This window comes from Pseudomonas sp. 910_21 (assembly GCF_052850735.1).
Map to the genome: position 1 here is coordinate 1 of NZ_VXCY01000005.1, position 25,222 is coordinate 25,222.

The 25,222-nt window shown below is 60.6% G+C and carries 18 protein-coding genes; 1 reads left to right on the forward strand and 17 read right to left on the reverse strand.

The window, feature by feature from the left end:
- From FW796_RS16800 to tssA, 17 genes are all read right to left on the reverse strand, one after another.
- The coding region (locus FW796_RS16800; RefSeq protein WP_446439602.1) for a hypothetical protein at nucleotides 1-208 on the reverse strand (208 nt) is incomplete at its 3' end.
- A 76-nt stretch (nucleotides 209-284) separates the two neighbouring features.
- Nucleotides 285-1,346: a serine/threonine-protein kinase gene (locus tag FW796_RS16805; protein ID WP_346636252.1), complete on the reverse strand. Its 1,062-nt coding sequence runs from the start codon at nucleotides 1,344-1,346 to the stop codon at nucleotides 285-287.
- Nucleotides 1,343-2,071, reverse strand: coding sequence for a PP2C family protein-serine/threonine phosphatase (locus tag FW796_RS16810; RefSeq protein WP_210671710.1), 729 nt, complete (start codon nucleotides 2,069-2,071; stop codon nucleotides 1,343-1,345). The genes FW796_RS16805 and FW796_RS16810 overlap by 4 nt, the downstream gene beginning before the upstream one ends.
- Nucleotides 2,071-5,607, reverse strand: coding sequence for a type VI secretion system membrane subunit TssM (tssM, locus tag FW796_RS16815; RefSeq protein WP_446439603.1), 3,537 nt, complete (start codon nucleotides 5,605-5,607; stop codon nucleotides 2,071-2,073). Before tssM ends, FW796_RS16810 begins: the two co-directional genes overlap by 1 nt.
- A 14-nt stretch (nucleotides 5,608-5,621) precedes the next feature.
- On the reverse strand, nucleotides 5,622-6,491 hold the full coding sequence (gene icmH / locus FW796_RS16820) for a type IVB secretion system protein IcmH/DotU (protein ID WP_265577188.1): 870 nt from the start codon (nucleotides 6,489-6,491) through the stop codon (nucleotides 5,622-5,624).
- A 5-nt stretch (nucleotides 6,492-6,496) separates the two neighbouring features.
- On the reverse strand, nucleotides 6,497-7,828 hold the full coding sequence (gene tssK / locus FW796_RS16825; protein ID WP_446439604.1) for a type VI secretion system baseplate subunit TssK: 1,332 nt from the start codon (nucleotides 7,826-7,828) through the stop codon (nucleotides 6,497-6,499).
- Entirely contained in the window at nucleotides 7,825-8,331 is a 507-nt protein-coding gene (gene tssJ, locus FW796_RS16830) for a type VI secretion system lipoprotein TssJ (RefSeq protein ID WP_346636249.1), read from the reverse strand. Before tssJ ends, tssK begins: the two co-directional genes overlap by 4 nt.
- 5 nt (nucleotides 8,332-8,336) lie before the next feature.
- Nucleotides 8,337-9,533, reverse strand: a complete 1,197-nt coding sequence (tagH, locus tag FW796_RS16835; protein WP_446439605.1) for a type VI secretion system-associated FHA domain protein TagH — start codon at nucleotides 9,531-9,533, stop codon at nucleotides 8,337-8,339.
- Nucleotides 9,534-9,550: 17 nt separating this feature from the next.
- Nucleotides 9,551-9,691 (reverse strand): hypothetical protein, encoded by a 141-nt coding sequence (locus FW796_RS16840; RefSeq protein ID WP_053152375.1) that lies wholly within the window; start codon nucleotides 9,689-9,691, stop codon nucleotides 9,551-9,553.
- Between the two features lie 92 nt (nucleotides 9,692-9,783).
- Nucleotides 9,784-11,301, reverse strand: coding sequence for a sigma 54-interacting transcriptional regulator (locus FW796_RS16845; protein ID WP_446439825.1), 1,518 nt, complete (start codon nucleotides 11,299-11,301; stop codon nucleotides 9,784-9,786).
- A 10-nt stretch (nucleotides 11,302-11,311) separates the two neighbouring features.
- The gene (gene tssH, locus FW796_RS16850; protein WP_446439606.1) at nucleotides 11,312-13,954 is read right to left on the reverse strand and encodes a type VI secretion system ATPase TssH; all 2,643 of its coding nucleotides are present in this window, start codon (nucleotides 13,952-13,954) and stop codon (nucleotides 11,312-11,314) included.
- Between the two features lie 13 nt (nucleotides 13,955-13,967).
- Nucleotides 13,968-14,975 carry a type VI secretion system baseplate subunit TssG gene (gene tssG, locus FW796_RS16855; RefSeq protein WP_053152380.1) on the reverse strand — a complete coding sequence of 336 codons (1,008 nt, stop codon included), beginning with the start codon at nucleotides 14,973-14,975 and terminating at the stop codon, nucleotides 13,968-13,970.
- Complete coding sequence (gene tssF / locus FW796_RS16860) at nucleotides 14,939-16,726, reverse strand: type VI secretion system baseplate subunit TssF (RefSeq protein WP_053152382.1); 1,788 nt, start codon at nucleotides 16,724-16,726, stop codon at nucleotides 14,939-14,941. The genes tssG and tssF overlap by 37 nt, the downstream gene beginning before the upstream one ends.
- Nucleotides 16,727-16,922: 196 nt before the next feature.
- On the reverse strand, nucleotides 16,923-17,330 hold the full coding sequence (tssE, locus tag FW796_RS16865) for a type VI secretion system baseplate subunit TssE (RefSeq protein WP_404937150.1): 408 nt from the start codon (nucleotides 17,328-17,330) through the stop codon (nucleotides 16,923-16,925).
- 14 nt (nucleotides 17,331-17,344) lie between these two features.
- Nucleotides 17,345-18,820, reverse strand: coding sequence for a type VI secretion system contractile sheath large subunit (gene tssC, locus FW796_RS16870; protein WP_053152386.1), 1,476 nt, complete (start codon nucleotides 18,818-18,820; stop codon nucleotides 17,345-17,347).
- A 26-nt stretch (nucleotides 18,821-18,846) separates the two neighbouring features.
- Entirely contained in the window at nucleotides 18,847-19,350 is a 504-nt protein-coding gene (gene tssB, locus FW796_RS16875; RefSeq protein ID WP_446439607.1) for a type VI secretion system contractile sheath small subunit, read from the reverse strand.
- Nucleotides 19,351-19,383: 33 nt separating this feature from the next.
- Nucleotides 19,384-20,940: a type VI secretion system protein TssA gene (tssA, locus tag FW796_RS16880; RefSeq protein WP_346636246.1), complete on the reverse strand. Its 1,557-nt coding sequence runs from the start codon at nucleotides 20,938-20,940 to the stop codon at nucleotides 19,384-19,386.
- Nucleotides 20,941-21,587: 647 nt separating this feature from the next.
- Here tssA and FW796_RS16885 point away from each other — a divergent pair.
- Nucleotides 21,588-25,118, forward strand: coding sequence for an RHS repeat-associated core domain-containing protein (locus tag FW796_RS16885; protein WP_446439608.1), 3,531 nt, complete (start codon nucleotides 21,588-21,590; stop codon nucleotides 25,116-25,118).
- Nucleotides 25,119-25,222: the final 104 nt, after the last annotated feature.

Sequence of the window (25,222 nt, forward strand, 5' to 3'; positions counted from 1 at the left end):
GCCGCACCTGCAGGCCGCCTTGCCAGATCGTCAGCAAGGCCGGCTGGTCGAGGATCTGGCCGAAGTCGATAGCACCGTTGTCGCTGGCCAGCTCGAGCGTCAGGCGAAAAGGCTCGGACAAGGCTTCTTCCAGGGTGAACTCGATCACCTCGAACGCCACCTGCGCGGTCAGCACGGAAAACGTGAACTTCAAATCCTTTTGACGCATGACACACATCTCCACTTAGAGAACCATTGGCCTTCCGAGCCCGACGAAAAAGACCGGAACCCTCCCCGCTCACGGACTATCTTCTGCAGCGCGACATCCAGCGCGACATCCAGGACGGTTGCGTACCCATCGCCTCACGCAGGGCCTGAAGGCCGCCGCGGCGTTCCTCCACATTGAAGGCCAGCGCCGATCGCAGGGCGGGCCAGCAATGCCCGGGAAGATGCTTTGGCGCCTGCAGCGTGCGCTCCAGTCGCTCATCACGCGCCCGGGTCGACGGCAAGCCGCGGAAGGGATGCTTGCCACAGGCCAGTTCAAAGATCACGCAAGCGACGGCGTACAGATCGGCAGCGGCCGACAGAACACCGCCCTCCAGCAATTCCGGGGCAGCGTAGCCCAGCGTCCAGGCATTGAAGCGACTGCGGCTCAAGTGAGGCAGGCCGGGCAAGACACCTGCTGCGGCCTGACCCAGGCCGAAGTCGAACAGGCGCACGCCCTCTTCGCCGAGCATCACGTTGCTCGGCTTCAGATCCCCATGCAGCACGCCGCGTCCGTGGCTGTAGGCCAGGGCATCGAGCAGCGGCACGACTACCTCCTGCAAGGCTATCCACGGCAGGCCCGTCGGGTGCTCGCAGAGCAGCTTGTCCAGCGTCAGCCCGCGCATCAGCTCCATGGTGATGAACGCACACTGGCATTGGGCATCCACTTCAAAGCTGTGCAAACGCACGATGTTCGGGTGGCGCAATCGTCGCGTCAGAGCGAACTCGCTATAAAGCACCAGGCCCGCATCCGGCGACTCGGAAAACTCCTCGCTCAACACCTTGAGTGCGATGTAGGGATCGGGGTCGCCAAACTGTTCGTGCAGCAGGTCACGCGCGCGATAAACCGTGCCCATGCCTCCAGCACCGAGCAGCCGCTCAAGACGATAGCGACCCGCCAGCAATACCGGCAGCGTGCCTAGCGGCGCCGACTCCGCAGGTTTGGCTTTGCGACGCTTTCTGCCCCGGTGTCGACCCTTGCCTCTGGGGCGCGCCACGGCAGGCGCAGCGGGTTGGGGTTTGACGAAGGCAAAGTAGGTCTGGTTGCCGGCCTCAGCCTCGCTGGCCAGGATGCGCTGCATATCGGGCTTCATATCCGTCATTGGCGGATCACCACGGCCGTCAGGTTGTCTCTGGCTGCGCCGCGCAATGCCCCTTCAAACAGGCGCTCCAGGGCAACCCGGGGCGACGCCAGGCTCAGGGCCCGGCCCAAGGCATCCCCGGTCAGCCCTTGATAAAGACCATCGCTGCACAGCAGGAAAACATCGCCCGCATAGACCTCGAACTCCAGCACATCCAGGGCCAACCGCTCGCTGGCGCCCACCGCGCGAGTCAGGGCATTGGCATCGGGATGGGCACTGGCCTGCTCCGGACTCATCCGTTGTTCGTCCACCAACTGCTGCATCAGCGAGTGATCCTTGGACAGTTGATACAGGCACTGCCCACGCCATAGATAACAGCGGCTGTCACCGGCCCAGATACAGGCCGCGCGGTTGCCTTGCAGCAGCAGCGCCACCACGGTACTGCCAACAATGCTGTCATGCCGCCCCGCACTGACCGTCAACTCCTGGCCAAGGCGCCGGTTGAGCCAGTGCAGGCATTGGCGCAACTCATTGAGCCGTCCATCGAAACTGTCATGCAGCGACAGCTCCGCCAGACTGGCGACAATCAGCTGGCTGGCAACATCACCGCACTGGTGGCCGCCCATGCCATCGGCGACCACCCAGAGCCCCTGCTCCGGGCAATCGAGAAAGGCATCCTCATTGCGCCGCCGCACCTTACCCGGATCGGTGCGCGCGGCGCTGCGCCAAGTACTGGCAACCGACATCAGAGCTGCGCCGGCATACGGAAGGACCGCAGCACGCCCATGTCGAACGGATTCGGCGTGCGCTGGCTCAGCAGCAGATAGTTGGCACGCAAGCCACCCAGCTCGGCCTTGAGCACCAGCACATCGCGACCGGTCAGGTACTCGGTCTGCATCAGGTCCAGCAGGCGGAACAACGACCAGGGCCCGGTGTTCTTCTCGATACCGATCGGCCGGCCGACCATCTTGTCCAAGACCAGGCTGGCACGGCCCTCATCAGCATCGCTAGGCCACTTGAAGGACATCGGCACAATGGGGCCGTGCCGGTATTCCAGTTGCCGGTTGCCAAAACGGAACTCGGCGCGACTCACGGCCGGATCGAGGGTGTAGGGCTCTAGCCTGAACTGCACCTGGGGCTCGGCCGGGTTCTCTGCGAAGAATCCCTGGCGAATCACTTGCGCGGCGACCATCTGCTCAAGGTAGGCCTTGTTGATTGGCAGGCTTTGGCCGTCGATGTTGCGCAGGCGGTAGCTACCCGGATCACCACTGACGAAGGGTCGTATGTAGGTGTCGAAGAAGCGGTCGGCGATGCCCTGAGCCTTGAAGAACTCGCGAAAATCGTTGACGGCCACATCGCTGGTGCTGTGAGCGTTGAACGGATAGCGCTTGCTGATCGCCTTACCGTAGAAGCTGTACAGCTCGCTCTGGTATCGCTGGTTGAGGTACTGGTACGAATCGTTGAGCACCAGGCGCCAGGCGTCCTCGGCCAGCGTGTTGAACCACAGGCTCACCGGACGCGGCAGGCGCACCGAGGCATTGCGCAGGCTGCTCAGGGCATCGCGCTGGCCGCTCATGCGCGCCTTGGCCATTTCAAACGCGGCCTGATCAGGCTGGCTGGACCGCGCCAGGCTGGACAACTGCAGCTGCAGGTCGTTGAGTGCCAGCAACGCCGGGGTCAGGTCCGCCGCCGGGCCGTTGTTGTCATCCAGCAACCGGTGCAGGGGTTCGAAGCGACGTTGCAGCGCCTTCTTTGCCGTATCCGGCAGGCTCTTGGCGAGGGCCTGCCGGGCCTTCCCCGCTGCGGCGACCAGTCCCTTGCCCGGCACATCCGGCTGTACATCCCCCTGCTCCGCCTTGCCTGCCTGCACCGCCACCTCGTCGGCAGCCTCGACCATGCTCTGGAAGCGGGTGTTCTCCCGTATCTCCACCAGCAATTGCAAGAGCGGCGAGTTGGCCGCGGTCAGACCGGCCAGTTGTTCGGCCCCATCACCGGCTTCGTGGAACGGCGGCAGGCTGACCCGGCCCAGGGCTTCACTCCAGTGGTTGGCATAGTCGCGAAAGTACAGTTGCTCCAGCTCGACCATCAGCCGACGCAGATCCATGCCACTGATTCCCGAGCCTTCGCCCAGCACCCAGTTGTCACGCAGGATATCGGTGACCAGCGCTGTGCCCTGGATCGAAAAATACTGCTGATAACCCTGCTGGGTATAAAAACCGGGGATCACATAGTCAGTGCCGACAAACAGACTGCCTTGTGGCCCCAGGTGCTGGCTCAGACGGTATTGCGGCAAGCTGCGAGCCTGTTCGCGCAACACTCGGTAGACCACATTGGCCAACGACTCACTGCGCAACACCTGGCGGGCCTGGCTCACCAGTGCGTCGTTGAGCGGATAACTGAACGGCAATTCAAGCAGGCGTTCGAAGTGCCCATTCAGACCGTTCTGCAAGGCGCTGTTGCCGGCGTAGCGGCTCGACCATTCTCGCGCCACCCAGTCCTTGAGCAAGGAGGGATCACGACGGTCCTGCAGGTTCAGCATCAGATAGGCGCGCAAGCTGTTGAGCAGGCGTTCGCGATCGCGCATGTTGGCGCGAACCTGCCCTTCGAGCATCTGCGCAACCCTGGGCAGCAGTTGCTCCTGCAACTCACGCTCATAGGCACGCACGAGCACCGGACGGCTGGCCTCGCCTTGATACAGTCCGACACGCTCATGCAGCGGCACCTCACCCTGAGGCGCAAAGACCTGGGTGGCCGCAAAGCGGGTGTCGAGGGGTTTGAGCAGGGCCTGCGCGTCATCCCGCGCACTCAGGGCCGCGCGTTGCTCACTCCAGGTCTGTGCCAGTGAACGCAGTTGCTCCAGGCGCCCGTGGTTGGCCGAAAAGCTCCCCGCCCACAGCATGCCAAACACCGCCAAGGCCGCCAGGGCGCCCACGTACAGGGCACGCTGGCCCCAGTGAATGCGTCGGCGCTCCCGCTGGTCGAGGCCGGCCAGGTCGGCCTCGGGAAAAATCACCCGGCTCAACAGGTGGTGAATAAAGCGCGAGCGACCGCTGCGCAGGGTCGGCAGGACGGCGGCCGACATGCCCAGGGTTGCACCGATACTGGCCGTGTCTTGATCGAGCTCTTCAACCAGGTGCGGCGCACTGGTCAGGTAGAAGCCCCGCAGTTGACTGGGGCGCTGATAGCGGTTGCCGGTGAATGCCATGTCGACGAACAGGCACAGGCGCTCACCGATCTGTCCCAGTTGGTGCGGGAAGTCGAGAATGCGCCCGCGACGCTGGGTGTCTCGCTCCTGGTGCATGCGCATGATCACCTGGCTGTTCAAGCGCCGCAGCAACTCCTCGAACTCCTGGCGAAGTACCGCCACATCGGTGCCGCTTTGTTCCTTGCTAAAACTGGCGCCGAGTACCTGATCGCTTTCCTCGCGGCTCATCTGGTCAAAGAACTCGTCGAACCCCGACAGTTGGTCGGCCTTGCTGAGCACCAGATAGACCGGAACATCGACGTGCAACTTCTGATGAATATCCTGCAGGCGCACGCGAACCTGATGCGCCAGGGTGTCCAGCTCCTGCTCGTCGACGCTCAGCAGTGCCTCCACCGGAACGGTCACCAGCACGCCATTGAGCGGGCGGCCGCGACGACGCTTGCGCAACAGACCCAGCAAGGTGTTCCAGGCACTGGCGTCGACGTCGGCAGCGCCTTGGCTCAGGTAGCGGCCGGCCGTGTCGATCAGTACGCCATGTTCGGCGAAGTACCAGTCGCAGTGACGTGTGCCGCTGGTGTCGCGGGTCAGCTTGCGGCCCATTTTGTTGAGTGGAAATTCCAGGCCCGAAAAGTCCAGCAGGCTGGTCTTGCCGCTGCCTTGTGGACCGAGCAACAGGTACCAGGGCAGATCACTGCGCCAACGCTCGCTGCGACCGCGGTACAGGCTTGAGGTCTTGAGGGTGCGCAGCGCCTCCTTGAAGCGCTCAAAGAGCTCTTTGTGCTCCTGGTCGATCAACTCGTCACGCTGCATGCGCTCTTGTCCGGCCTCGCTGTCCTCGACGGCTTTCTTGCGAACGCCGGAGCGCCAACTGACAAAGACCATCGTCAGGCCCCACATCAGAAACAGCGCGCTAATGGTTAGCAGGCGCGAGGTTGCGCTGGCCCAGAACTTATAGTCGTTGACCGCCAGTAGCGGCCCGACGAACCACACCAGCAATGCCACACTCAGCACCAACAGCAACGTCCAGACCCAGGTCTGGCGCAGGAAGGCGCCGGTTTTCTTGAAGAAGTTATTCATCACACGTCCCTGTCTTACTGCTGGGGCTGGACCACCACCGGGTCAAGCGGCTGATACGTCTGCAACAGACTTTCGCGCTGCTGGCCAAGCACCCAGGCGAATCCTGAGTACATCACCAGCAGACACACCACGGTGAACAGCGCGACCATCCACCCCGGTACGATGCGTACCAGGCTGCGACGCTGATCGCGGAGCCCTTCCCAATGTGGCGACAGTTCACGAGGCACATCGCCACGCAGCTGGCGGATCTGCCGGTACAACGCGTCGCGGATACCCTCGAGTTCGAGCACGCCGCGGGGAATGACCCGGTACTTGCCCTCGAAACCCAACGCCAGGCACAGGTACATCAGTTCCAGCATCGGCAAATGCTTGACCGGGTTCTTCGACAGTCGATCCAGCAGTTGGAAGAACTTTTCGCCACCGAAGGTTTCGTTGTGAAAGCTGCTGAGCAGACTCATTTGCGACCATTCGCTTTCATTGCCCCAGGAGGTGCTCACCACCGCTTCGTCGACCACCGTACACAGCACATAACGTGCGGCCATCACCTGGCTGCTCTGCGCACCGTCCTGCTGGGCCCGCGCGTCGAACTGCTTGAGGCCGGCACTCAGACGCGTATTGAGCGCACGCAAGTCTTCGGCAGACTTGCTGTGCTTGAGGCGAACCACTTCCGACAGCAACTCGGACGCCGCCGCCACCAGCGGGTTGAGGCTGACACTGAAGGATTGCGCAGGGCCCAGGCGCGCGGCATAGATCATCCGTTCCTCAAGTTGCTCGAAACGCGGTGGTTCGGCGAAGTCGGTCAGCGGGTTGCGTGCCGGACCATGCCCATGACGGTCAAGCAAAACGGTTTTATCGTCCTGAGGGTGTTCCAGATCCTTGATCATGTCGGTCAGTTCCTGATGGCCCAGAATTTCAGTTCAAGCTCGGCGAACTCACCGGAGACATGGAAGGCGAAACCTCCCGAACGTTCCAGTTGCGCCAAGTCCTCGGGACTGAGGTCGAGGATGAAATAGGTCTTGTTGGAGTGGAATGCGATCTGTCGCGGAGCCACCGGCAAGGGCCGGACCTTGATCCCCGGCAGGTGCAGGTTGACCAGTTGCCGAATGCTTTCCACCGGCCCGACCTTGAGGTGCGCCGGCAAGCGATGACGCAATTCTTCGGAGTCGCAGTTGGCACTGGCCGCGAGCACGAACGAGGCCGACTCCAGCAGCTTGTGGTCATGCAGCGGCGACACCAGCACGCCGTATTGGCGGGCTTGCAGCACCAGCTCGATGGCATGCTGCTCGAGCACCATCGACAGCACCTGGCGAATGGCGTCCATCAATTTGCGAAAGCTCGCCCCCTGGTCGCTGTGCTGATAGCGGCTGTCCAGCCGTGGGCGTTTGCTGTCACTGGCGAAAGTCGCCAGTTCCCCGAGCATCACCAGCAGCGAACGATAGAGCTCCTCCGGATGGACATGCTCAAGATCCAGGTAATGCCGCAACAGCAGTTCGGTACGGTTGATCAACTGCAGCATCATGAAGTCGCCCACCTCGGCGCCACCAACCTTGCCGTTGGAGCGAATCCGCTCGGCGATGGTGTCCCCCCGATGGCTGAGCATGCTGATGATTTCTTTCAGGCACGAGAGCAGATAGGCGCTGGCATGGGTGTGCAGGAAGGTCGGCACAAAATCCGGATCGAGGCTGATCACGCCATCGGAGGTGGCATCCATCACTTCGCAGATTTTCAACTTCACATAGGCTTGCTCGCTCTGCTGCTCGCCCAGTAGCAGACGGAAGTCCGGACGGGCACAACTGAGCTGGCTGCTGGAATCATCACCGGCGTTGGAATCGGCGATTTGTGCCTCGTAGGTGGTGTAGCGCGCCAGCACGTCGGACTGCTCCGGGCGCCGTGACTCGATGTGGTTGCCCGTGACCAGCGGCAAGGCCAGGTAAACCGGGGTACTCGCCGTATTGGGCGGCACATCCAGGGCCAGCGGCTCGGTATCGTCCCCCAGCTCGAACAGGCTGCCATCCGGCAAGATACCGGAGGCTCGGCTGATCACCAGCTTGCCCATGTTGAGAAACTGCAGATCGATCTCCAGCGCCAGAAATCCCCAACTGTAACTACTCAGCAACTGGGTACGGGTTTTCATCTGGTAATCGTAGTAACGATCGTTGTGCTGGAAATGTTGAGGCCGCAGCAACATGCCTTCCTGCCAAATGATTTTATGCACGTTCATGAGTTGTCATCCGCGTGGGTGAGCACATCGTTGCTGTTGCGGATGCCGGACTGGTCGAGGATCAGGCCGACCTCGGTCACCTCCTGCGGGGTGAGCTGCACCACATAGCGCCACTGGCTTTCCGGCAAATCGCGATAGGCCGCAAGCACGCCGACGAAACGGCTCCCGTCTTCGACGCGCAACTTGACATCGAGGCTTTCGCCCGGTCGCAACTCCAGCTCTTCACTGGCCACAAGATCCGGCGCCAGGGATTCCCTGGCACGCTCGTAGAGACTGAAAAAATCGGCGTTCTCGAATGCGACCGGATGCTTGAGCTCCATCAATCGCACCACGATCGGCGACGGGCGCCCATTGAGGTCGGGGTTGAGCCGATCGCTGGCGCTCAGCTTCAGGTTCAACTTGGTCAGGGTCGAATACGGCGACATCGATGCGCAGCCAGTCAACAGCGCCAGGGCCATGAGCACCGTCAGGGCCTTGAGTAATGGGTGGGTACGGCGAGACATGCAGGTCATCCTTGATCATCGAGGTGGAGGGTGGAGATCAGGCGGATCTGTTCTTCATAGGCCTGAGCGAAATCCCGCGCCAACAGGCGCTCGTTCCAGTCATCGTCCTGGCACAGCGCCTGGTGATAGCGGCGATACGCTCGCCAACGGCTACCGGAAGTCACCAGCAACGGTTGCTGGCCATCGCGCTCGAAACGCAGGGTCAGCTGTTGCGGCGAAAAGTGTTCGAGGGTGCTACGCACTGCGGCGCGGCTGGCGCTGAGCAACGCCACCTGATGCGCCTGCAGGTCGCGAAAGGCACGGGAGATCGCCTGCTCGGCGGACAGTTGCCCTGGCTTGTGATCCAGCAGCAGGATGCCCAGCACCGCTTCGCAATCCACGGCGAACTTGAGCGGGTTCTGACTGTTGCCCTGGGCCGTGGTGAGGGCCAGGCGCAACTCGTTTTTCAGTTCGCTGCGGGTGCGCAGGCTCTGCTGCAAGCCGCCAATGCTTTGCTTGAACAGGCCCGCGACATTGACCGCCAAGGCTTCACGCTGATCGTTATCGAGCGCCTGCAGATCCACCCCCAGGACCGCACCGAAACGCGCCCAGAAAGCGTCACTCTGACACGCCGGCGCCTTGGGCTCGGGGAGCGCCAGCGGCTCGGGGGGCGCCACCAGTTCCGGCACCAACAAGCACTCCCTATCGATGCGGGCATAATCGGCTCGCTGCCCAGGTTCCTGGTGCGGCACCTCGAGCGCGCTCAGCTCGTCAAGCTCTGCCCCACTGTGCTCCTGCTGGTCCAATGCAGTAAGCGGGTCAAGATCAAAGAATGCGTTATCCGGAATGATGCTGCCGGCCGCCTGTGGACGACCGGCTTCAACGGCGAAGGCTTCCGGGGCTTGCACCAGGCGCGCACGGATCTCGAAATCCCCCAGCACGTAGACACTGCCCTGCTCGATACGCTGGGCCTCGCCCTTGCGCAGACGCGCGCCACTGCCACGGTCCTGGATACCGTTGCTGCTGGTATCGGTGAGGAAAAACTGGCCATCACGATAACTGACCAGCGCATGATGGTTGGACAGATGACGGTTGCTATCCGGAATCTTCCACTCGCAATCCTCTCCCCGGCCGATGACACCACCGGCCCGCCTGAAGGTTTTGCTGCTCAAGTCCGCCGGCACGAATTGCTTGGCATTCAGCATTTCAAAAACCAGTTCCATGGTGATGCTCCTTGCGCTCACTTGCCGCGATTGACCGCCTGCGGATCACCCAGCGGGCGATAGGTGTCGTCGTTGAATTTGTAATTGCCGCTGCAGGCGCCGAGGCCAACCAGAACAAAAAGGCTCAAAAGGACGGCTTGCCAGTGACGAACAGACATCAGAAGGTCTCCATAGGTAGACAGTGCACAAAACGCCTTCCCTTGCAGGCACGCCGAGAAGTACGAAAAACCAGCCAAGGCTCCATGTCTCGCTAGGCCTCAAAGTCGCCAAGATTGATATTCAGGCGCCCCAGGCGGTACAGCAGCGTGCGACGGGGCAATCCCAATTCCCGGGCCGCCAGGGTCTGATTGCCGTCGTTCTTGCGCAGGCAATCGAGCAACAGCTGGCGCTCGACGTTCTCCAGTTGCTCGCGCAGGTTCAGGCCCACCGCTTCAGGCATGACCTCGATGTTCAGGGAGAAATGCTCGACCATGAGCTCACCGCCTTCACAGAGCAGCACCGCACGCTCCACCAGCCCCTTGAGCTCGCGCACGTTGCCTGGAAAGGCGTAACCGGACAGATGATTGAGGGCCGCCGGCGACCAGCTCACCGGGTCCCGTTGCAGGAAGGCACAGGCCTTGTCGGCGAAATGCCGGGCCAGGTCGAGGATGTCATCCTCACGCTGGCGCAATGCCGGTAACTCGATCGGGAACTGAGCCAGACGGTAATACAGGTCCTCACGGAACTTGCCTTCGCCAACCAGCGCCGCCAGATCGCGGTGGGTGGCGGCGATGATGCGCACGTCGATGGTATGCGTGTCGTTGGAGCCCAGCGGGCGGATCTCGCCGTCCTGCAGCACCCGGAGCAACTTGGCTTGCAGGGACAGCGGCATGTCACCGATTTCGTCCAGCAACAGCGTGCCGCCATTGGCCGCATCAAACAGCCCGGGGCGATCGCGGTCAGCGCCCGTGAATGCACCCTTGCGATAACCGAACAACTCACTTTCCAGCAGGTTTTCCGGGAACGCCGCGCAGTTTTGCACCACAAATGCCTGGGAACGACGCGGGCCGTAATCATGAATGGCGCGCGCCACCACTTCCTTGCCGGTGCCGGTTTCGCCACGCAGCAACACCGTGTAAGGGCTGTGCAGTACCTTGCTGATCAATTGATAGGTCTGGCGCATCACCGTACTGGTGCCGATCAGGCCATAGCCGCTGGTGATGACCTCGGGATGGAGGAGCGGCGCCTGCTCGCCCGCGGGGAGGTGCAAACGCTGGAGCAACGCCCATTGCCCAAGGACAAACGCCCCCAGCTGGCCCAACGACTGGGCAAAGGCTTGCAGGTCTTCCTGTTCCGCGCTGGCACACAGCAGCAAGCCTTGGACAGCCTTGCGCGAGTTGACCAGCGGTACGCATAACAGTGACTGCCACGCGATGCTGCGCACGGGCAGGAAGCTGGTGTCGTGGAGGCTGTGGTTCAGGCCCACCAGGCTCACCACCCGGTTCTGGCACAGGGCGAACTGCAGCAATTGCTCACCGCTGTAATCGCTCGGCAGGTTGATCACTTCCCGCGGTTGCACAAGGCCGCCGAGGCATTCGGCGCGCAGTTGCAGACAGCTATGGGTGGCATCGAGCAGGTACAGCTGGCTCAGTTCACAACCACTGAGCTGCGCTGCCCCCCGCACAAAGTCTTCAAGCAACGCAGAGCCTTCCGAGGCCCGCGAGAGGCCGGAAAACTGCGCCAGCAGCGCCTCTGCATAGACCAGCGGTTGCGGCACCCGGGTGAACATGATGCCCACCTCAGGCGAACTCACAGGCCACGCCACCGCTGCTATCGAGCGTTGCGTACACACGTTTGAGGTTCTCGCCGCTGGCCATGGCCGCCAGCAGGCGGTCGGCCACCAACGGCAGGACGTGCAGGTCGAGCAAGTAGTCAATCAGGCGCGCACCGCTTTCGCTCTGAGTGCAGCGTTCGGCCAAGTGATCGACCAGCGCCTGGCAATGGTTGAAATCCAGCTGCCGAGCGTTCAGCCGCTCACCCAGCCGCCCCAGCTTGATTTCGATCAGTTCACGCAGCACCGGGCCACTCACCGGGTAGTAAGGCACCACGCGCATACGTGCCAGCAGCGCCGGTTTGAAATGCGTGTTCAATACCGGACGGATTGTCTGTTCCAGGGTGTCGACGCTTGGGCGCTCGGCGTTCTCGCACAGCGCACTGATCCGCTCGCTGCCCAGGTTCGAAGTCATCAGTATCAGCGTGTTGCGAAAATCGATCTCACGCCCCTCGCCATCGTTGGCCACGCCCTTGTCGAAGATCTGATAGAACAGGTTGAGCACATCCGGATCGGCTTTCTCGACTTCATCGAGCAGCACCACGGAGTACGGTTTTTGCCGCACCGCTTCGGTAAGCATGCCGCCTTCGCCATAGCCGACATAACCCGGCGGAGCGCCGATCAAGCGCGAAACAGTGTGTTTCTCCTGGAACTCGGACATGTTGATGGTGGTGATGAAACGCTCACCGCCATACAGCAGGTCTGCCAGGGCCAGGGCGGTTTCGGTCTTGCCCACACCGCTGGGGCCCACCAGGAGAAATACCCCGACCGGCGCGTCCGGTTTGTTCAGGCCTGCGGCCACGGCACGCATGGAACGATCCAGAACCTGCACCGCCTGGTCCTGACCGCGAATACGGGCACTCAGGTCAGTGGCAAAACTCGCCACCTTGGCGTTGTGCTCACGGGCCAGTTGCGCCAGCGGTACACCGGTCCAGGCGCTGATGACTTCAGCCACCAGGCGTGGACAGACCTCGAAACTGACCAGCCGCTCCCGGGCTTGCGCGTCGCTCAGGGCGCGATGGGTGTCGTTGAGTGCCGACTCCAGCTCCCCCACGCCAGGTCCGCTTTGCACATCAGTCTCCAGGCTTGCATCCGGCGAGCCTTCGTTCTCCGGTGTCGAGCGCAGGATGCTGGCGTCACGGGCCTTGGCCAATTGCACGCGCAACTGCAGCACGCGCTCGGCCAATGTGCGTTGCTCGTGCCAGAGTGTTTCCAGGGCCTGCTGTTGCTCTGCGGCTTCGGCCAGTCGCGCTTCCAGGCTGTCCAGGGCCTCCTGGTCGATCTTCAATCCGGCTTCGGCATCGCGCCGCAGCGCCTGGCACTGACGCCGCCCTTCAGCGCTCTCGCCCCGCAGACGCTCCAGACGCTCAGGGGCCGCCGCAAGGCTGATGCGAACCCGGGCACAGGCGGTGTCGAGGACATCGACAGCCTTGTCCGGCAACTGACGTCCGGCGAGGTAGCGGGCTGATAGCTCGGCAGCGGCTACCACCGCGTCATCACGCAGGTAGATACCGTGGCTCTTCTCATAGACCTGAGCCAGACCTCGCAGAATGGTCACCGCCTCGGCAACGGTGGGTTCGTGCAATTGCACGGGTTGGAAACGGCGGGCCAGGGCCGGATCTTTCTCGAAGTATTTTTTGTATTCGGTCCAGGTGGTGGCCGCAATGGTACGTAGCTCACCGCGGGCCAGGGCCGGCTTGAGCAGGTTGGCCGCATCGGAGCCTCCGGCATTGCCGCCTGCGCCGATCAGGGTGTGAGCCTCATCGATGAACAGAATGATCGGCTTGGGCGAGGCTTTGACCTCGTCAATCACCCCTTTCAGGCGACGCTCGAATTCACCTTTGACGCTGGCGCCCGCTTGCAGCAGCCCCATGTCCAGAGAGAGCAGCTCAATGTCCTTGAGCACGGGCGGTACTTCTCCGGCGGCAATGCGCGAGGCCAGGCCTTCGACGACTGCGGTTTTCCCGACGCCGGCCTCACCGACCACAATCGGGTTGTTCTTGCGGCGACGGGCGAGGATGTCGACCATCTGCCGGATCGCATCATCGCGGCACAGCACCGGGTCGAGTTGGCCGTCTCGCGCCTGTTGGGTGAGGTTATGAGTGAAGCGCTGCAACAGCGACTCCCCCGCTGCCGCCGGCCCGCCGCCGGAGGTTCGTTCCTGTTGTGACAGGGCAAAATCCTTCAGGCGTTCGATGTCCAGTTTCGCCAACAACGGCTGGTAGCGACTGCCGGCATAACGCATCGGGTTGCGCAGCAAGGCCAGAATCAAGGCCGCCTGCTCGACCTGGCTTTGACCCAGTTCAAGATTGGCCACCAGTAACGCGTCCTGCAGCCACTGCACCAGTTCCGGAGCGAACACCGGGCTGCGTGAGCCGCTATCGCCGACTTGCGATTGCAATGCCTCGGTCAACTCGCCGGCATCAACTTGCGCGTCCTGCAACGCCCGGGCAAGCAAACCCTGGGGGCGCTCCAGCAAACCCAGCAGCAGGTCTTCGACCAGCACCTTGTTGCCGCCACGGGCGACACAGCGTTCAGCGGAGCGCTCCAGGTCGCGGCGGGTTTCAGCGTCCAGTGCCTGGATAAGTTGTTGCAGGTCTAGGTTGATCATGGGTCATCTGTCCTTAATGAATTTTGCTGCCCAAGGTCACCACGCCGTCGGCCTTTTCATGACCGAGCCAACTGGTCCACCCCAGACGACAGGTGTTCTGTTCGCCGATGCACAGTTCGCGGATTTCCTCCTGGCGCAGCACCAGGCGAATGTCGTAGTTCAGCGGGTCGCGCAGGGTGAATCGCACCAACGCGCACAGCGGCTGGTAACCGAAACCGATCGGCAGGAACTCGTGGAAACGTTGCCAGTCGAGCTGACTGATATGAATGCGAAACTTGCCGCTGCGGTCGCGTACCCGCTCGCCCAGTACCAGGTCCTCACCGAGCAAGCTGTTGGCCTGCCCCAGGCAGTTGCGCTGTTCGTCGAGAATCTCTACCCGGCGCTCGATGCACTGCTCGATCACCAGATCGGCGTGTTTGAAGTAATAGCGCAGCACCGCCTCGATCAGGGCGGCCGAGTGGGCGCGCAAGCTGAGCAATCCGAGGTAAGGCAGCAAGCGTTTCCAATTCAGTTCCTGGGCCTTGCGGATGTCTTCGCCACCCAGGCCGATCAAGGCAAACAACTGAGCTGAAAACGGGTCCAGGGCACCGCTCTTGAAGCTGGCGCGGTAGCGATATTTACTCCAGATCGGCAGCATCAGGCGTTGCAGGCGGTGATGGAACAGATCGAGGAAGTTGCGCGTGGGGTTGCCCTCTTCGCTATCGCCCAGGGCCTGCTCGCCATAGAACGCCGGCAAGGGCGAGCCCGCGCCGAACAACCCGATCAGGTTGAAACGCAAACGCGCACGCATCTGACCGCACTCTTCGAAAAACTCCACGCGATCGACATCGCTGCCAGGGAAACCCAGGCTCGGATTGGCCTGGAACTCCAGCTGATCGTAGAGTTCCTCGTCGCTCAGGTGCGGGTGGGCATCGCGCAAGCGATCGACGACCAACAGTACGGCCTGAAACAGCGAATACTCTCGTATTACCGTGCTCAGTCGGCTTAAAGCAGGGGCTGCAGCCCCATGCGTGGTGCCCATTTGTACACCTCTCCCTGTGTACTTTTTACCCGCAGCTCGTGGTAGGAATTGAGACTGGCGTAAAGAGCAAAAAACTCGTTAAGAACCGACGCGAAAACGAACAGGTCGCCTTCACCGATATAGCCTTGGGGATCGATGCTCAGCTCGGTGCGCAACCCGCGCAGCGGCAGACCTCGGTGCAGGCGATCAACGTGCTCGTGACGAATCGACTTGAGCCCGCCCAGCAAACGCTTGCTGACCTTCTCCAGGTGCTGGTCGTAGTAGCGTGGCAAGTCGTAGGTTTCGAGGATGACCTTCAACGCATCAACGTTGGCCAACGACAGATAGTTGAGCGACATGTTGCTGATGAGCTTCCACAAAAAATCGCGGTTCAACGGCGGTGCGTAGCTCGACGTGACCGGCGTGATATTGCGGAAACTGAGGAACTCCGGGGTTTCCTCGCACAACTGGTTGATGTCGCCGAGCTTGAGCCGGCGCGGCAGGTTCTGGTTAGTGCACGTCAGCTCGATCGACAGGGTTTCCTGAGCATCGGTGTGACGGATACCGAAGCTCAGGTAGGTGTCGAGGCCGTCGTGCAGCAGTGATGAGCGCTGGCGAATGCTGTAGTGCGGACGGCTGTGGGGCACGTCGAAACTCGGATCATGCTCGAACGACTCGAAGGGTACATACGCCTGATAACCCAGGCCGCCCGGCTTCCAGCCGGTGACGCTTTCAATGGAAAACACGCCGCAATGTTCCAGTTCGTACTTGGCCGGCAGCAGCAGGTACTCGTCCTGCTTGCCGTCGAGACGAATCGGCAAGGCATCGTGCTTGAACAGATTGACGATAGGTGTGCAGTAGAGCTTCACGTTGTCCAGGGTCGGACGCAGACGTTGTACCCCACTGTTGCGAATATCGAAGCGCAACTCCAGGCCGTGCATGCGCTGGAGAACGTCTTGTGGCAGCCTCTGCAGCAGATCCAGGCCACTGAGGTCGACGAACAGAAACTTGTCCTGGAAGGCAAAATACTCCTGCAAGTAGCGATAACCGCGGAAGGTATTCAGCGGGTACGGGATCAGCGCTTCCTCTTCAGCAAAGCCCACGGGCTGTACAAGGTTGCCCGGTATCTTGAAGGACATCCCGCTGCCGTTGGCCCCGGCAAGCGGCTCGCCACCCGCCCCCAGCGGCACCAGTTCGATGCCCTCAAGGTTGCGCAGCAGGCTGAGGTAAAGCATCTGACTGATGTAGCGCTCACCGGCCAAGTGCAGGCGCAGGCGTTGCAGGTTCAGTTCACCGAAATGACCGTCGCAACTCATTTCCAGGCGCAGGCTCAACAGTGCACCATCGCCCTTGACCGAGTAGCTCAATGCCGTCAGGTCCAGAGGCAGCACCTCGGTCGGATAGCAGGTGCGAAAGCGACAGCTGACATCATCGATGGGCTGGCTCTCTACCGGCGTATCTCGCGGTATTCGCTGGGCAGGTCCGGACTGCTGCAGGGGGTCGAACTGCAAGATGCTGAACGCCGGCAATGGCCGCATGTAGTTCGGCCACAGCAGATGCATCAGCGAGTGGCTCAGCTCGGGCAGCTCATCATCGAGCTTCTGGCGCAGACGCCCCGTCAGAAACGCAAACCCTTCGAGCAGGCGCTCCACATCCGGGTCTCGTCCGGCCTGCCCGAGAAAGGGGGCCAGGGCCGGACTGCGCTCGGCGAAGCGACGGCCCAGCTGGCGCAGCGCGGTAAGCTCACTTTGGTAATAGTGGTTAAAGGACATGGGCTCAGTGCCTGGTAGTAGGAGTCATGGATCACTTCGGTGGAACGCGTTGCCGGTACCCGTGCCGCATTACCCCGCGCGCCAGAGGTCCCTGCTGTGTTCGCGACGCGTACGGGATCGCCAACAAAGGTCGTGGCCTGGGCAGTCAAAAGACCGGCTGGCGCAGACCGCATGGTTTCCTGTCATCGTCGTCTCCTTAACTGACCTTGACCTGTCCACTGCCATCCAGGCAGGCGGAAAAACTGACCTGACGCTTGATCCCTTCCACCTCAAGCAAGCCTTCAATACTGAACGCCAGCTTGAGCGGGTCATGATCACGCGGCAGAGAAACGACACGCACCTGACTGAGCCGCGGCTCGTAGGCTTCGATGAAATGCTCGATGGCCAACCGGGCCTGGCTCAGGGCATCGTGCAAGCTCAAGCGCATGTCGTTGAGATCGGGCAACCCGTAGTCGGACAGCGTTTGCACGCTCCCCGCTCGGGTGCTGAGCATCTTGCCCAGATGGGCAGCCACCGATGCCATCGCGCTTACCTCGCGGCTCCAGCCGACGCGCTGGCCGGCCTCGGCACTCAGGCGTTCGAAAAGGCTGCCGTATCCGTTCATGGCCTGACTCCCGGTTACTCTTTGTCCAGCTTGCCAACCAGAGAAAGCGTGAAGTCGGCCCCCATGTACTTGAAGTGCGGGCGTACGTTCAGACTGACGCGATACCAGCCCGGCTCGCCTTCCACATCGCTGACGATGATCTGCGCAGCGCGCAGCGGACGACGGCCACGGACTTCGGCACTGGGGTTTTCCTGGTCAGCCACGTACTGACGGATCCATTTATTGAGCTCCAGCTCAAGATCGGTACGCTCCTTCCATGAGCCAAGCTGTTCACGCTGCAGCACTTTGAGGTAATGGGCCAGGCGGTTGACGATCATCATGTAAGGCAGTTGCGTACCGAGCTTGTAGTTCAGCTCCGCGGTCTTGCCTTCGGCGCTGATGCCAAAGAACTTCGGCTTCTGTACCGAGTTGGCAGAGAAGAACGCTGCGTTGTCACTGCCCTTGCGCATGGTCAAGGAGATGAAGCCCTCCTCGGCCAATTCGTACTCGCGACGATCTGAAACCAGCACTTCAGTCGGGATCTTGGTTTCGATTTCGCCCATGCTTTCGAAATGGTGCAACGGCAAGTCTTCCACCGCGCCACCGCTCTGCGGACCGATGATGTTCGGGCACCAGCGGAACTTGGCGAAGCTGTCGGTCAGTTTGGTGCCGAACGCATACGCGGTATTGCCCCACAGGTAGTGCTCGTGGTTGTTGGCAACGGTTTCCTTGTAGACGAAGGACTTGACCGGGTTCTCTTCCGGATCATAGGGATTGCGCAGCAGGAAACGCGGCAAGGTCAGGGCGATGTAGCGCGAGTCTTCCGATTGGCGAAAGCTCTGCCACTTGGCAAATTGCGGGCCTTCGAAATGATCCTTCAGATCCTTCAGGTCCGGCAGGCCGGTGAAGCTTTCCAGGCCGAAGAAGTTCGGACCTGCCGCGGCAACGAACGGCGCATGGGACATGCAGGCAACGCTGGAGACGTACTGCATCAACTTCACGTCGGGAGAGCTGGGCGACATGAAGTAGTTGGCGATGATTGCGCCTACTGGCTGGCCACCGAACTGACCGTACTCAGCGGTGTAGATGTGTTTGTAAAGACCGGCCTGCATCACTTCCGGCGAATCTTCGAAGTCGTCCAGCAGGTCCTGCTTGGAGACGTTGAGGATTTCTATCTTGATGTTTTCACGGAAATTGGTGCGCTCCACCAGCAACTGCAGCCCCCGCCAGGCAGACTCCAGCGACTGGAAGTCCTCGTGGTGGAGAATCTCATCCATCTGCTGGCTGAGCTTGGCATCGATCTCGGCAATCATGCGATCGACCATAGCCTTCTTGACCGGCTCGCCACTGTTCTGCGGCTTGAGCAACTCCTCGATGAAGGCTGATACACCGCGCTTGGCGATGTCATAGGCTTCGTCGTTCGGAGTCAGACGGGTTTCGGCGATGATGCCGTCGAGAATGCTGTACTCGCTGCTCTCGTTGCTTTGGTGTTGCGCGGCACGGGTAGTCATGTGTTGTGGCTTCCTTGTCTGATGGGTCAGGCGTCTGAGGCGGCGGCGTTCAAGCCCAGCTCACCGAGCACGCGAACGCGGGATTCGTCGTCGGCGAGAACGCCTTCGATGGCTTTGCGGAACGCAGGGGCATTACCCAGCGGCCCCTTGAGTGCCACCAGGGCATCGCGCAGTTCCATCAGTTTTTTCAACTCGGGCACCTGCTCTACCAGGCTGGCCGGGTTGAAGTCCTTCATCGAGCTGACCCGCAGACTGACCGCCAGCTCATCAGCGTCACTGCCCTCCTGGAGGCGGTTAGGCACGCTCAGCGTCAGCCTCAGTTCCTGCTTGGCCAAGACTTCGTCGAAGGTCATCTTGTCGATACTGATCGGCTTGCGATCTTCTACCTTGCGCTCGTCCGAGCGCTGGGTGTAATCGCCGATCGCCAACAGTTTCAGTGGTAGCTCAATTTCCTCCTGAGCTCCGCCAGTCGCGGGTTTGAAGGTGACGTTGATGCGTTCCTTAGGGGCTACAGAGCCTTCTTTGGCCATGGGTTCTTTCCTTGCGATTGTCGGCCCGTGGGCCTATTCGAGTACCACCTCGAGGTCGAGATGGCACAGCCTGCGATAAATCTCTTCCTTGCGTTCTCGCACTGCGTGGTTCTGCGGCAACAACTCACAGCAGCTATGCAGGAGGTGCAGCACTTCCAACGCAAGATCCGGCTCCCAGGCGTGCAAGCCTGAGTTCTGCAATTCTTGGTCAAGGGTTTCCAGCTGGGTCTTGGCCAGCTCGTACTTCTTGGCGATGAAACACAGCCGGGCCAGGCTGAAATGCCAGAAGAACCTCACGCGACCGCCACGCGCACTCTGCAAGCCGGGCTTGAGCACCTGCACAGCCGCCTTGAGGCCATCCTTGCGCAGGATCGGCAAGACCTCTTCCAGGGCTTGCTCCCAAATCGGCTGGCTGGAACTGGCTTCGACCTGGCGCGGCGCGCTGGTGGCGGATAGGTGAGGCATGACATGGGCGCTGATCCAGCTTCGGGTGGCCGGATCGGCGAAGGGGGTGCCGTCGTGAAAACGCAGCTCGACCACTCCCGGCAGACGCTGCAGCAAGAGCGCAAAGTGAAACTCGACTTCACGCATGGCCTGGTCGGCGTTCAACTCTTGCAAGCACTCCCAGACCAGGCGCTGCCCGTCGAACCAAAAGGGCGCCCTCGACAGGCTGGCTTCGAGCTCCAGCAACAAATCGGCGAACTGACCGCCGGCAAAGCGTTCCTGGTAATTATTGAGCTTGTCCCCTGGCAGCCCTCGCAATGCGGTGACCTGTTCAGCGTTACGCTCAGGGACAGTATCGATGGGCAACCACAGCATGGTGCGGTTCAGGCGCAGGGAACGCACATCGGTAGCCTTCTGCTTGAGCCACCAGGCGCACAGAGGTCGAGCATGTTCCTGCAGCGCACGCAGGACCCTCTGGGCATCCTTTTCGTTATCGATCGAAGAAGCCGATGAGAAGAGCTGGGTCGCGGCCTGCTTGACCTGTGCTACCACGGTGCCGACGGCGCCGGGCTCCGGCTGATGCTCGACGGCACGCTGGATCATGCTCGACAGGCGCCGACAGATGGGCAGCAACAAGGGGGCATCATCGCCAAGATGCTGGGTCAGTGCAGCATCAAGTTTTTCCAGATTCAGCACCAATCGACGGAACAGCGGCAACTGTTCCTTGATCGCGATACTTTCGCTTAACGCCTGCTCCAGTCGTGGCACCAGCCAACTGATGGCGGCACCACGGGTACGCGGTTTATTGGGATGGACAACGACCCAATGCTGTTCACACAAGTACTGCAAGAGGCCGGAACCCGCCAGCAATCCCGCGAAGGACTCACGCTGATACAGCGCCCAAGTGAGCCAGGCCGCCACCCGCAGATCCTTGGACTGCACGCGTAACAGGGTTTCACTGTTTTCAAGAACTTTCAGCCAGTCGATCTGACCGCTTTCATGCATGGACTGGGCTTTGCCCAACTCGTTTTCAAGGGCTTCATACTCAGTCGAAAAACGAACATCCGCGCCCGCAAAACTCTCTTTGGAAATAGAGGTTTTAGCGACTTCAAGATAATGAGCAGACAGTTTATTTGAGTGGTTCATCCATGACCTATTTAAAGCTTTGCCGCAAAGCAGGCGGCTAATGCTTTAAAAATATACCCCCTAAGCCAGAAGCATTAATTTAAGAAAAATCCTAAATTCACGAGAATAATTCCCTGACTAATTCGGCTTTTTTCTAAAAACGCACACTGCACCGGTTTTTTGTTTCTAGATGACTCGTTCACGCCGTATGACCGCGACTTATTGTCACAGATCATTGTCTCAACTTACTATGTTGCATGAGCAAGCAACATCGAGCCGGCACGATCTCATTCAGCCATTGGCGCATCGAGAGACAAATAAAATTAACTGATAATTATCAAAAACATAATGCACTTATTTAGAAATAAACATTAAAAACAGTCTCCTTTCGAGGTCGCACCCAATGAAAGGAACACCGGCATAAAGGTGTAAACCCTCGCAGCAGGCGGCACAACAGATCACCCAAAAATTGAAACTTTTCAGCAATCACTCTCCACATTAAAAATAAGCCAGACGTTATCCATGCAAGTTTCGGACTTTTCTTATATCGATCAGTTGCGAATTAAGTACAACCTCTTTGCCGCCATACAATTTTTTCTGATTTTGGATTCACCACACACTCAGAAAAACAGACGTATTTAAACAAAGAACTCAGGGAGGGATAGTCAGTGCCGTTAAGGGATTCGTTCCTCAAGGAGTTGACCCTCCCACTGCTTCAGCGGATAAACACCGACGCGCCGGTTCAGGGTAAACAAGGCCAATCCCGGCAAGGGCCGGCCACCCAGGACCCATCCCCGCAAAAGGCCGGAACCTGCACCGGCAGCTGCGCCAGCATCAGTTTTGCCATGGGCAGCGAGATCATTTCCCATACCGATTTCACCTTGCCCGGCCCCTTCCCCATCGACTGGACCCGTACCTACCGCTCCAGCCTGAGCGCCTACGATGACGGTGAACTGGGCGCACGCTGGATCACCCCCTTCACCACATGGCTGGATCTGATTGGTGATGGTTTGCGCTACCACGCGGCCGATGGGCGCAGCTTCGACTACCCACTGCCCAAGGTGGGTGAGGCCCACGATGATCGAGTGGAAAACCTCACGCTGATCCGCATCAGCGAGGTGCAAATTGCCCTATGTCACGGCTTCGACCGGCGGGAAACCTATCGCCGCGATGGTCAGCGATTCCTGCTCGTACACATCGAGCTGCGTGGCGGTGCCGGCATGCTGCTGGGCTATGAACATCAGGTCGGGAAAAAAGCAGTGCTGTCCGACTTGATGACCTATCAGCACGAACCCGGCCAGGTGCATACCCACCTTGGCACGCTGGTGGACGAACAAGGCCGCATTACTGGCCTGTGGCTGATGGGTGAAAAAGGACCCCAGCGTCGCCTGAGTCTTTATCAATACGATGCCGCCGGGGACCTGATCCTCGCCCAGGACGAGAACGCCGCCACCTGGACCTATCAGTACCAGCACCACCTGGTGACCCGCTACACCGATCGCAGCGGACGCGGCATGAATCTGCGCTGGCAAGGCGAAGGCCCCGATGCTCGCGCCATCCATGAATGGGCCGACGATGGCAGTTTCGAAACGCGCCTGGAGTGGGACCGCAATATCCGTCTGACCTATGTCACCGACGCCAATGGCCACGAAACCTGGCACTACTACGACAGCCTCGGCTACCCCTATCGCGTTCTACACCCGGACGGTCTTTCGGAATGGTTCTTCCGCGACGATGCCAAGAACGTCGTGCGTCATGTGCATACCGACGGTAGCGAGGATCGCTACGCCTATGACGAACGCGGGGGCAACCTGCTTGAACATACGCAAGCCGATGGCAACACCCTGCACTACGCCTGGGATGCCCAGGACCAACTGATCAAGATCAGCGACGCCGAAGGCGGTCAATGGAGCCGTGACTACGACTTGCGCGGCAACCTCACCGAGGCCGTCGACCCCCTCGGCAACAAGACCGAATACCAGTACAACCAGATGGGCCTGCCCACTGCCATTACCGATGCCAATGGCAATGAAAAAAAGCTGAAGTACAACGACAGCGGGCAGCTCACCGACTATGTCGACTGTTCCGGCAAAGCCAGCGCCTGGGAATACGATGCCCGTGGTCAACTGATCTGTTTCACCGACGCCCTGGGGCAAAAAACCAGCTACCACTATGACGCCGGCCAGTTGGCCGTCATTGTTCATCCCGACAAGACCGAGGAACGCTTTGAGCGCGATGCCGAGGGCCGACTACTCGGTCATATCGACGCCCTGGGCCAAGCCACTTCCTGGTCCTACAGCGAAGCGGGACTGTTGAGCGAACGCATCGATGCCGCCGGACACAAGCTGCGTTATCAATGGGACCGGCTCGGGCAACTGCAGCGCCTGCAAAACGAAAACGAGCAATACACCACCTTCGTTTATGACCCGGTCGGTCGCCTGCTTAAAGAAACAGGTTTCGACGGGCACAGCACCCGCTATGAATACGCCCCTGAAACAGGCCGTCTCGCCCGGACCATCGATGGCCAGCGCGTCATCAGCCTCGAGTTCGACCCCATGGGCCGACTGACCGAACGCCGGGCAAGCCTCAGCGTTGAAGGTGCCGACTCTTCGAGAGCCAAGGAGCAGCTTGAACGCTATGCCTACGATGGCAATGGCCACCTGCTGCTGGCCAGCAACAACGACAGCAAGTTGCAGTTCTTCCACGATGCCGCCGGCAACCTGACACGCGAACATCAGCACTACAGCTGCCTGAAACAACCCCAGGTCGCGGTCTGGCAGCACCAGTACGACGCCCTCAACCAGCGCATCGCCACCGTCCGCCCTGATGGCCACAAGGTCAGTTGGTTGACCTATGGCAGCGGGCACCTGCTCGGCATGCGCCTGGACGCGCATGAACTACTGGCCTACGAACGCGACGACCTGCACCGCGAAGTTGCCCGACACCAGGGCAACCATCTGCTCCAGACGCAAAAATGGGACCCGCTCGGGCGACTCCAAGAACAGTTGCTGGGCAGTGGCGACGGCAAGAGCACATTGATCAAACGCGGTTATCAATACGACGCTATCGGCCAACTGCTGCAAATCGACGACAGCCGCCGCGGTACGCTGAGCTATCAATACGACCCAGTGGGCCGCCTGCTCGGGGCAACGTCGCGCCTGGGGCAAGAGACCTTTGCCTTCGACCCCGCCAGCAACCTCCTCGACCCCAAAACAGCGGACCTTCCACAACGCGGCCTGCCCCGCAGACGCCTGCTGGACAACCTGCTGCGCGAGTACGCCGGCACCCACTACCAGTACGACGACCGGGGCAACCTTTCCCAACGCCTGCGCGATGGCCAGCGCAGCCATTTCACCTGGGACCTGTTCGACCGCCTGGTGAGCTACCGCGACAATCGCCTACAAGCGAACTATGCCTACGATGCCCTCGGCCGACGCCTCTACAAACAGACCGAGGCCCACTACAGGGATCGGCCTAAAGCCGGCTCCGAGTTCAATCGCCTAGAGCGCCGCAAACGCAACAGCCAAGCCGGTTGCGGCGTGACGCTATACGGCTGGGATGGCGATACCCTTGCCTGGGAAAGCCGGGCTCCGGACCATATCGGAGAAGGCGCACGCACCACCCACTACTTCTATGAGCCGGGCAGTTTTGTACCGGTGGCCCAGGCGATAACCCATCAGTTCATTTATCTGATTCCTGAGCCCGAATACGGTGCCTTTTACCAACTGGACCATGACCCGCTTTGGGCCAATGCACCAGAACCCAATCAGATCGTTGCGCTGGCCTGGTATCAGTGCGACCACCTGGGAACACCACAAGAGTTGACGGATCAGAGGGGAGAAGTGATCTGGAGCGCGCAGTACAGGGCTTGGGGTGGGATCAAAGAGCTACATTCGGATACCGCTCGACAGCAAGAGATTACCAACCCGATCAGGTTCCAGGGGCAGTATCAGGATCATGAGACGGGACTGCATTACAACCGGTACAGGCACTATGATCCGGAGGTGGGGCGGTTTGTTAGTCGAGATCCGATTGGGTACGCGGGCGGACTCAACGTCTTCCAGTACGTGCCGAACCCCGTGGGCTGGATTGATCCGCTTGGCTTACTGAAGAAGCGTCGCGTCGCGTCCCACCACACATTTCACAACAGAAACAGGCCAGGCATGTTTTGGGTGAGCCACAGTATGACAATCGTATAAAGCAAGGTTGAGCGTTTTGGGAGGTGCCCCATTCCGGACTTTAAAGCGCTGGATGGTGCTGAATCACTGCGGAACCCACAGTAACGCAAAAAGGACCCGAAGGT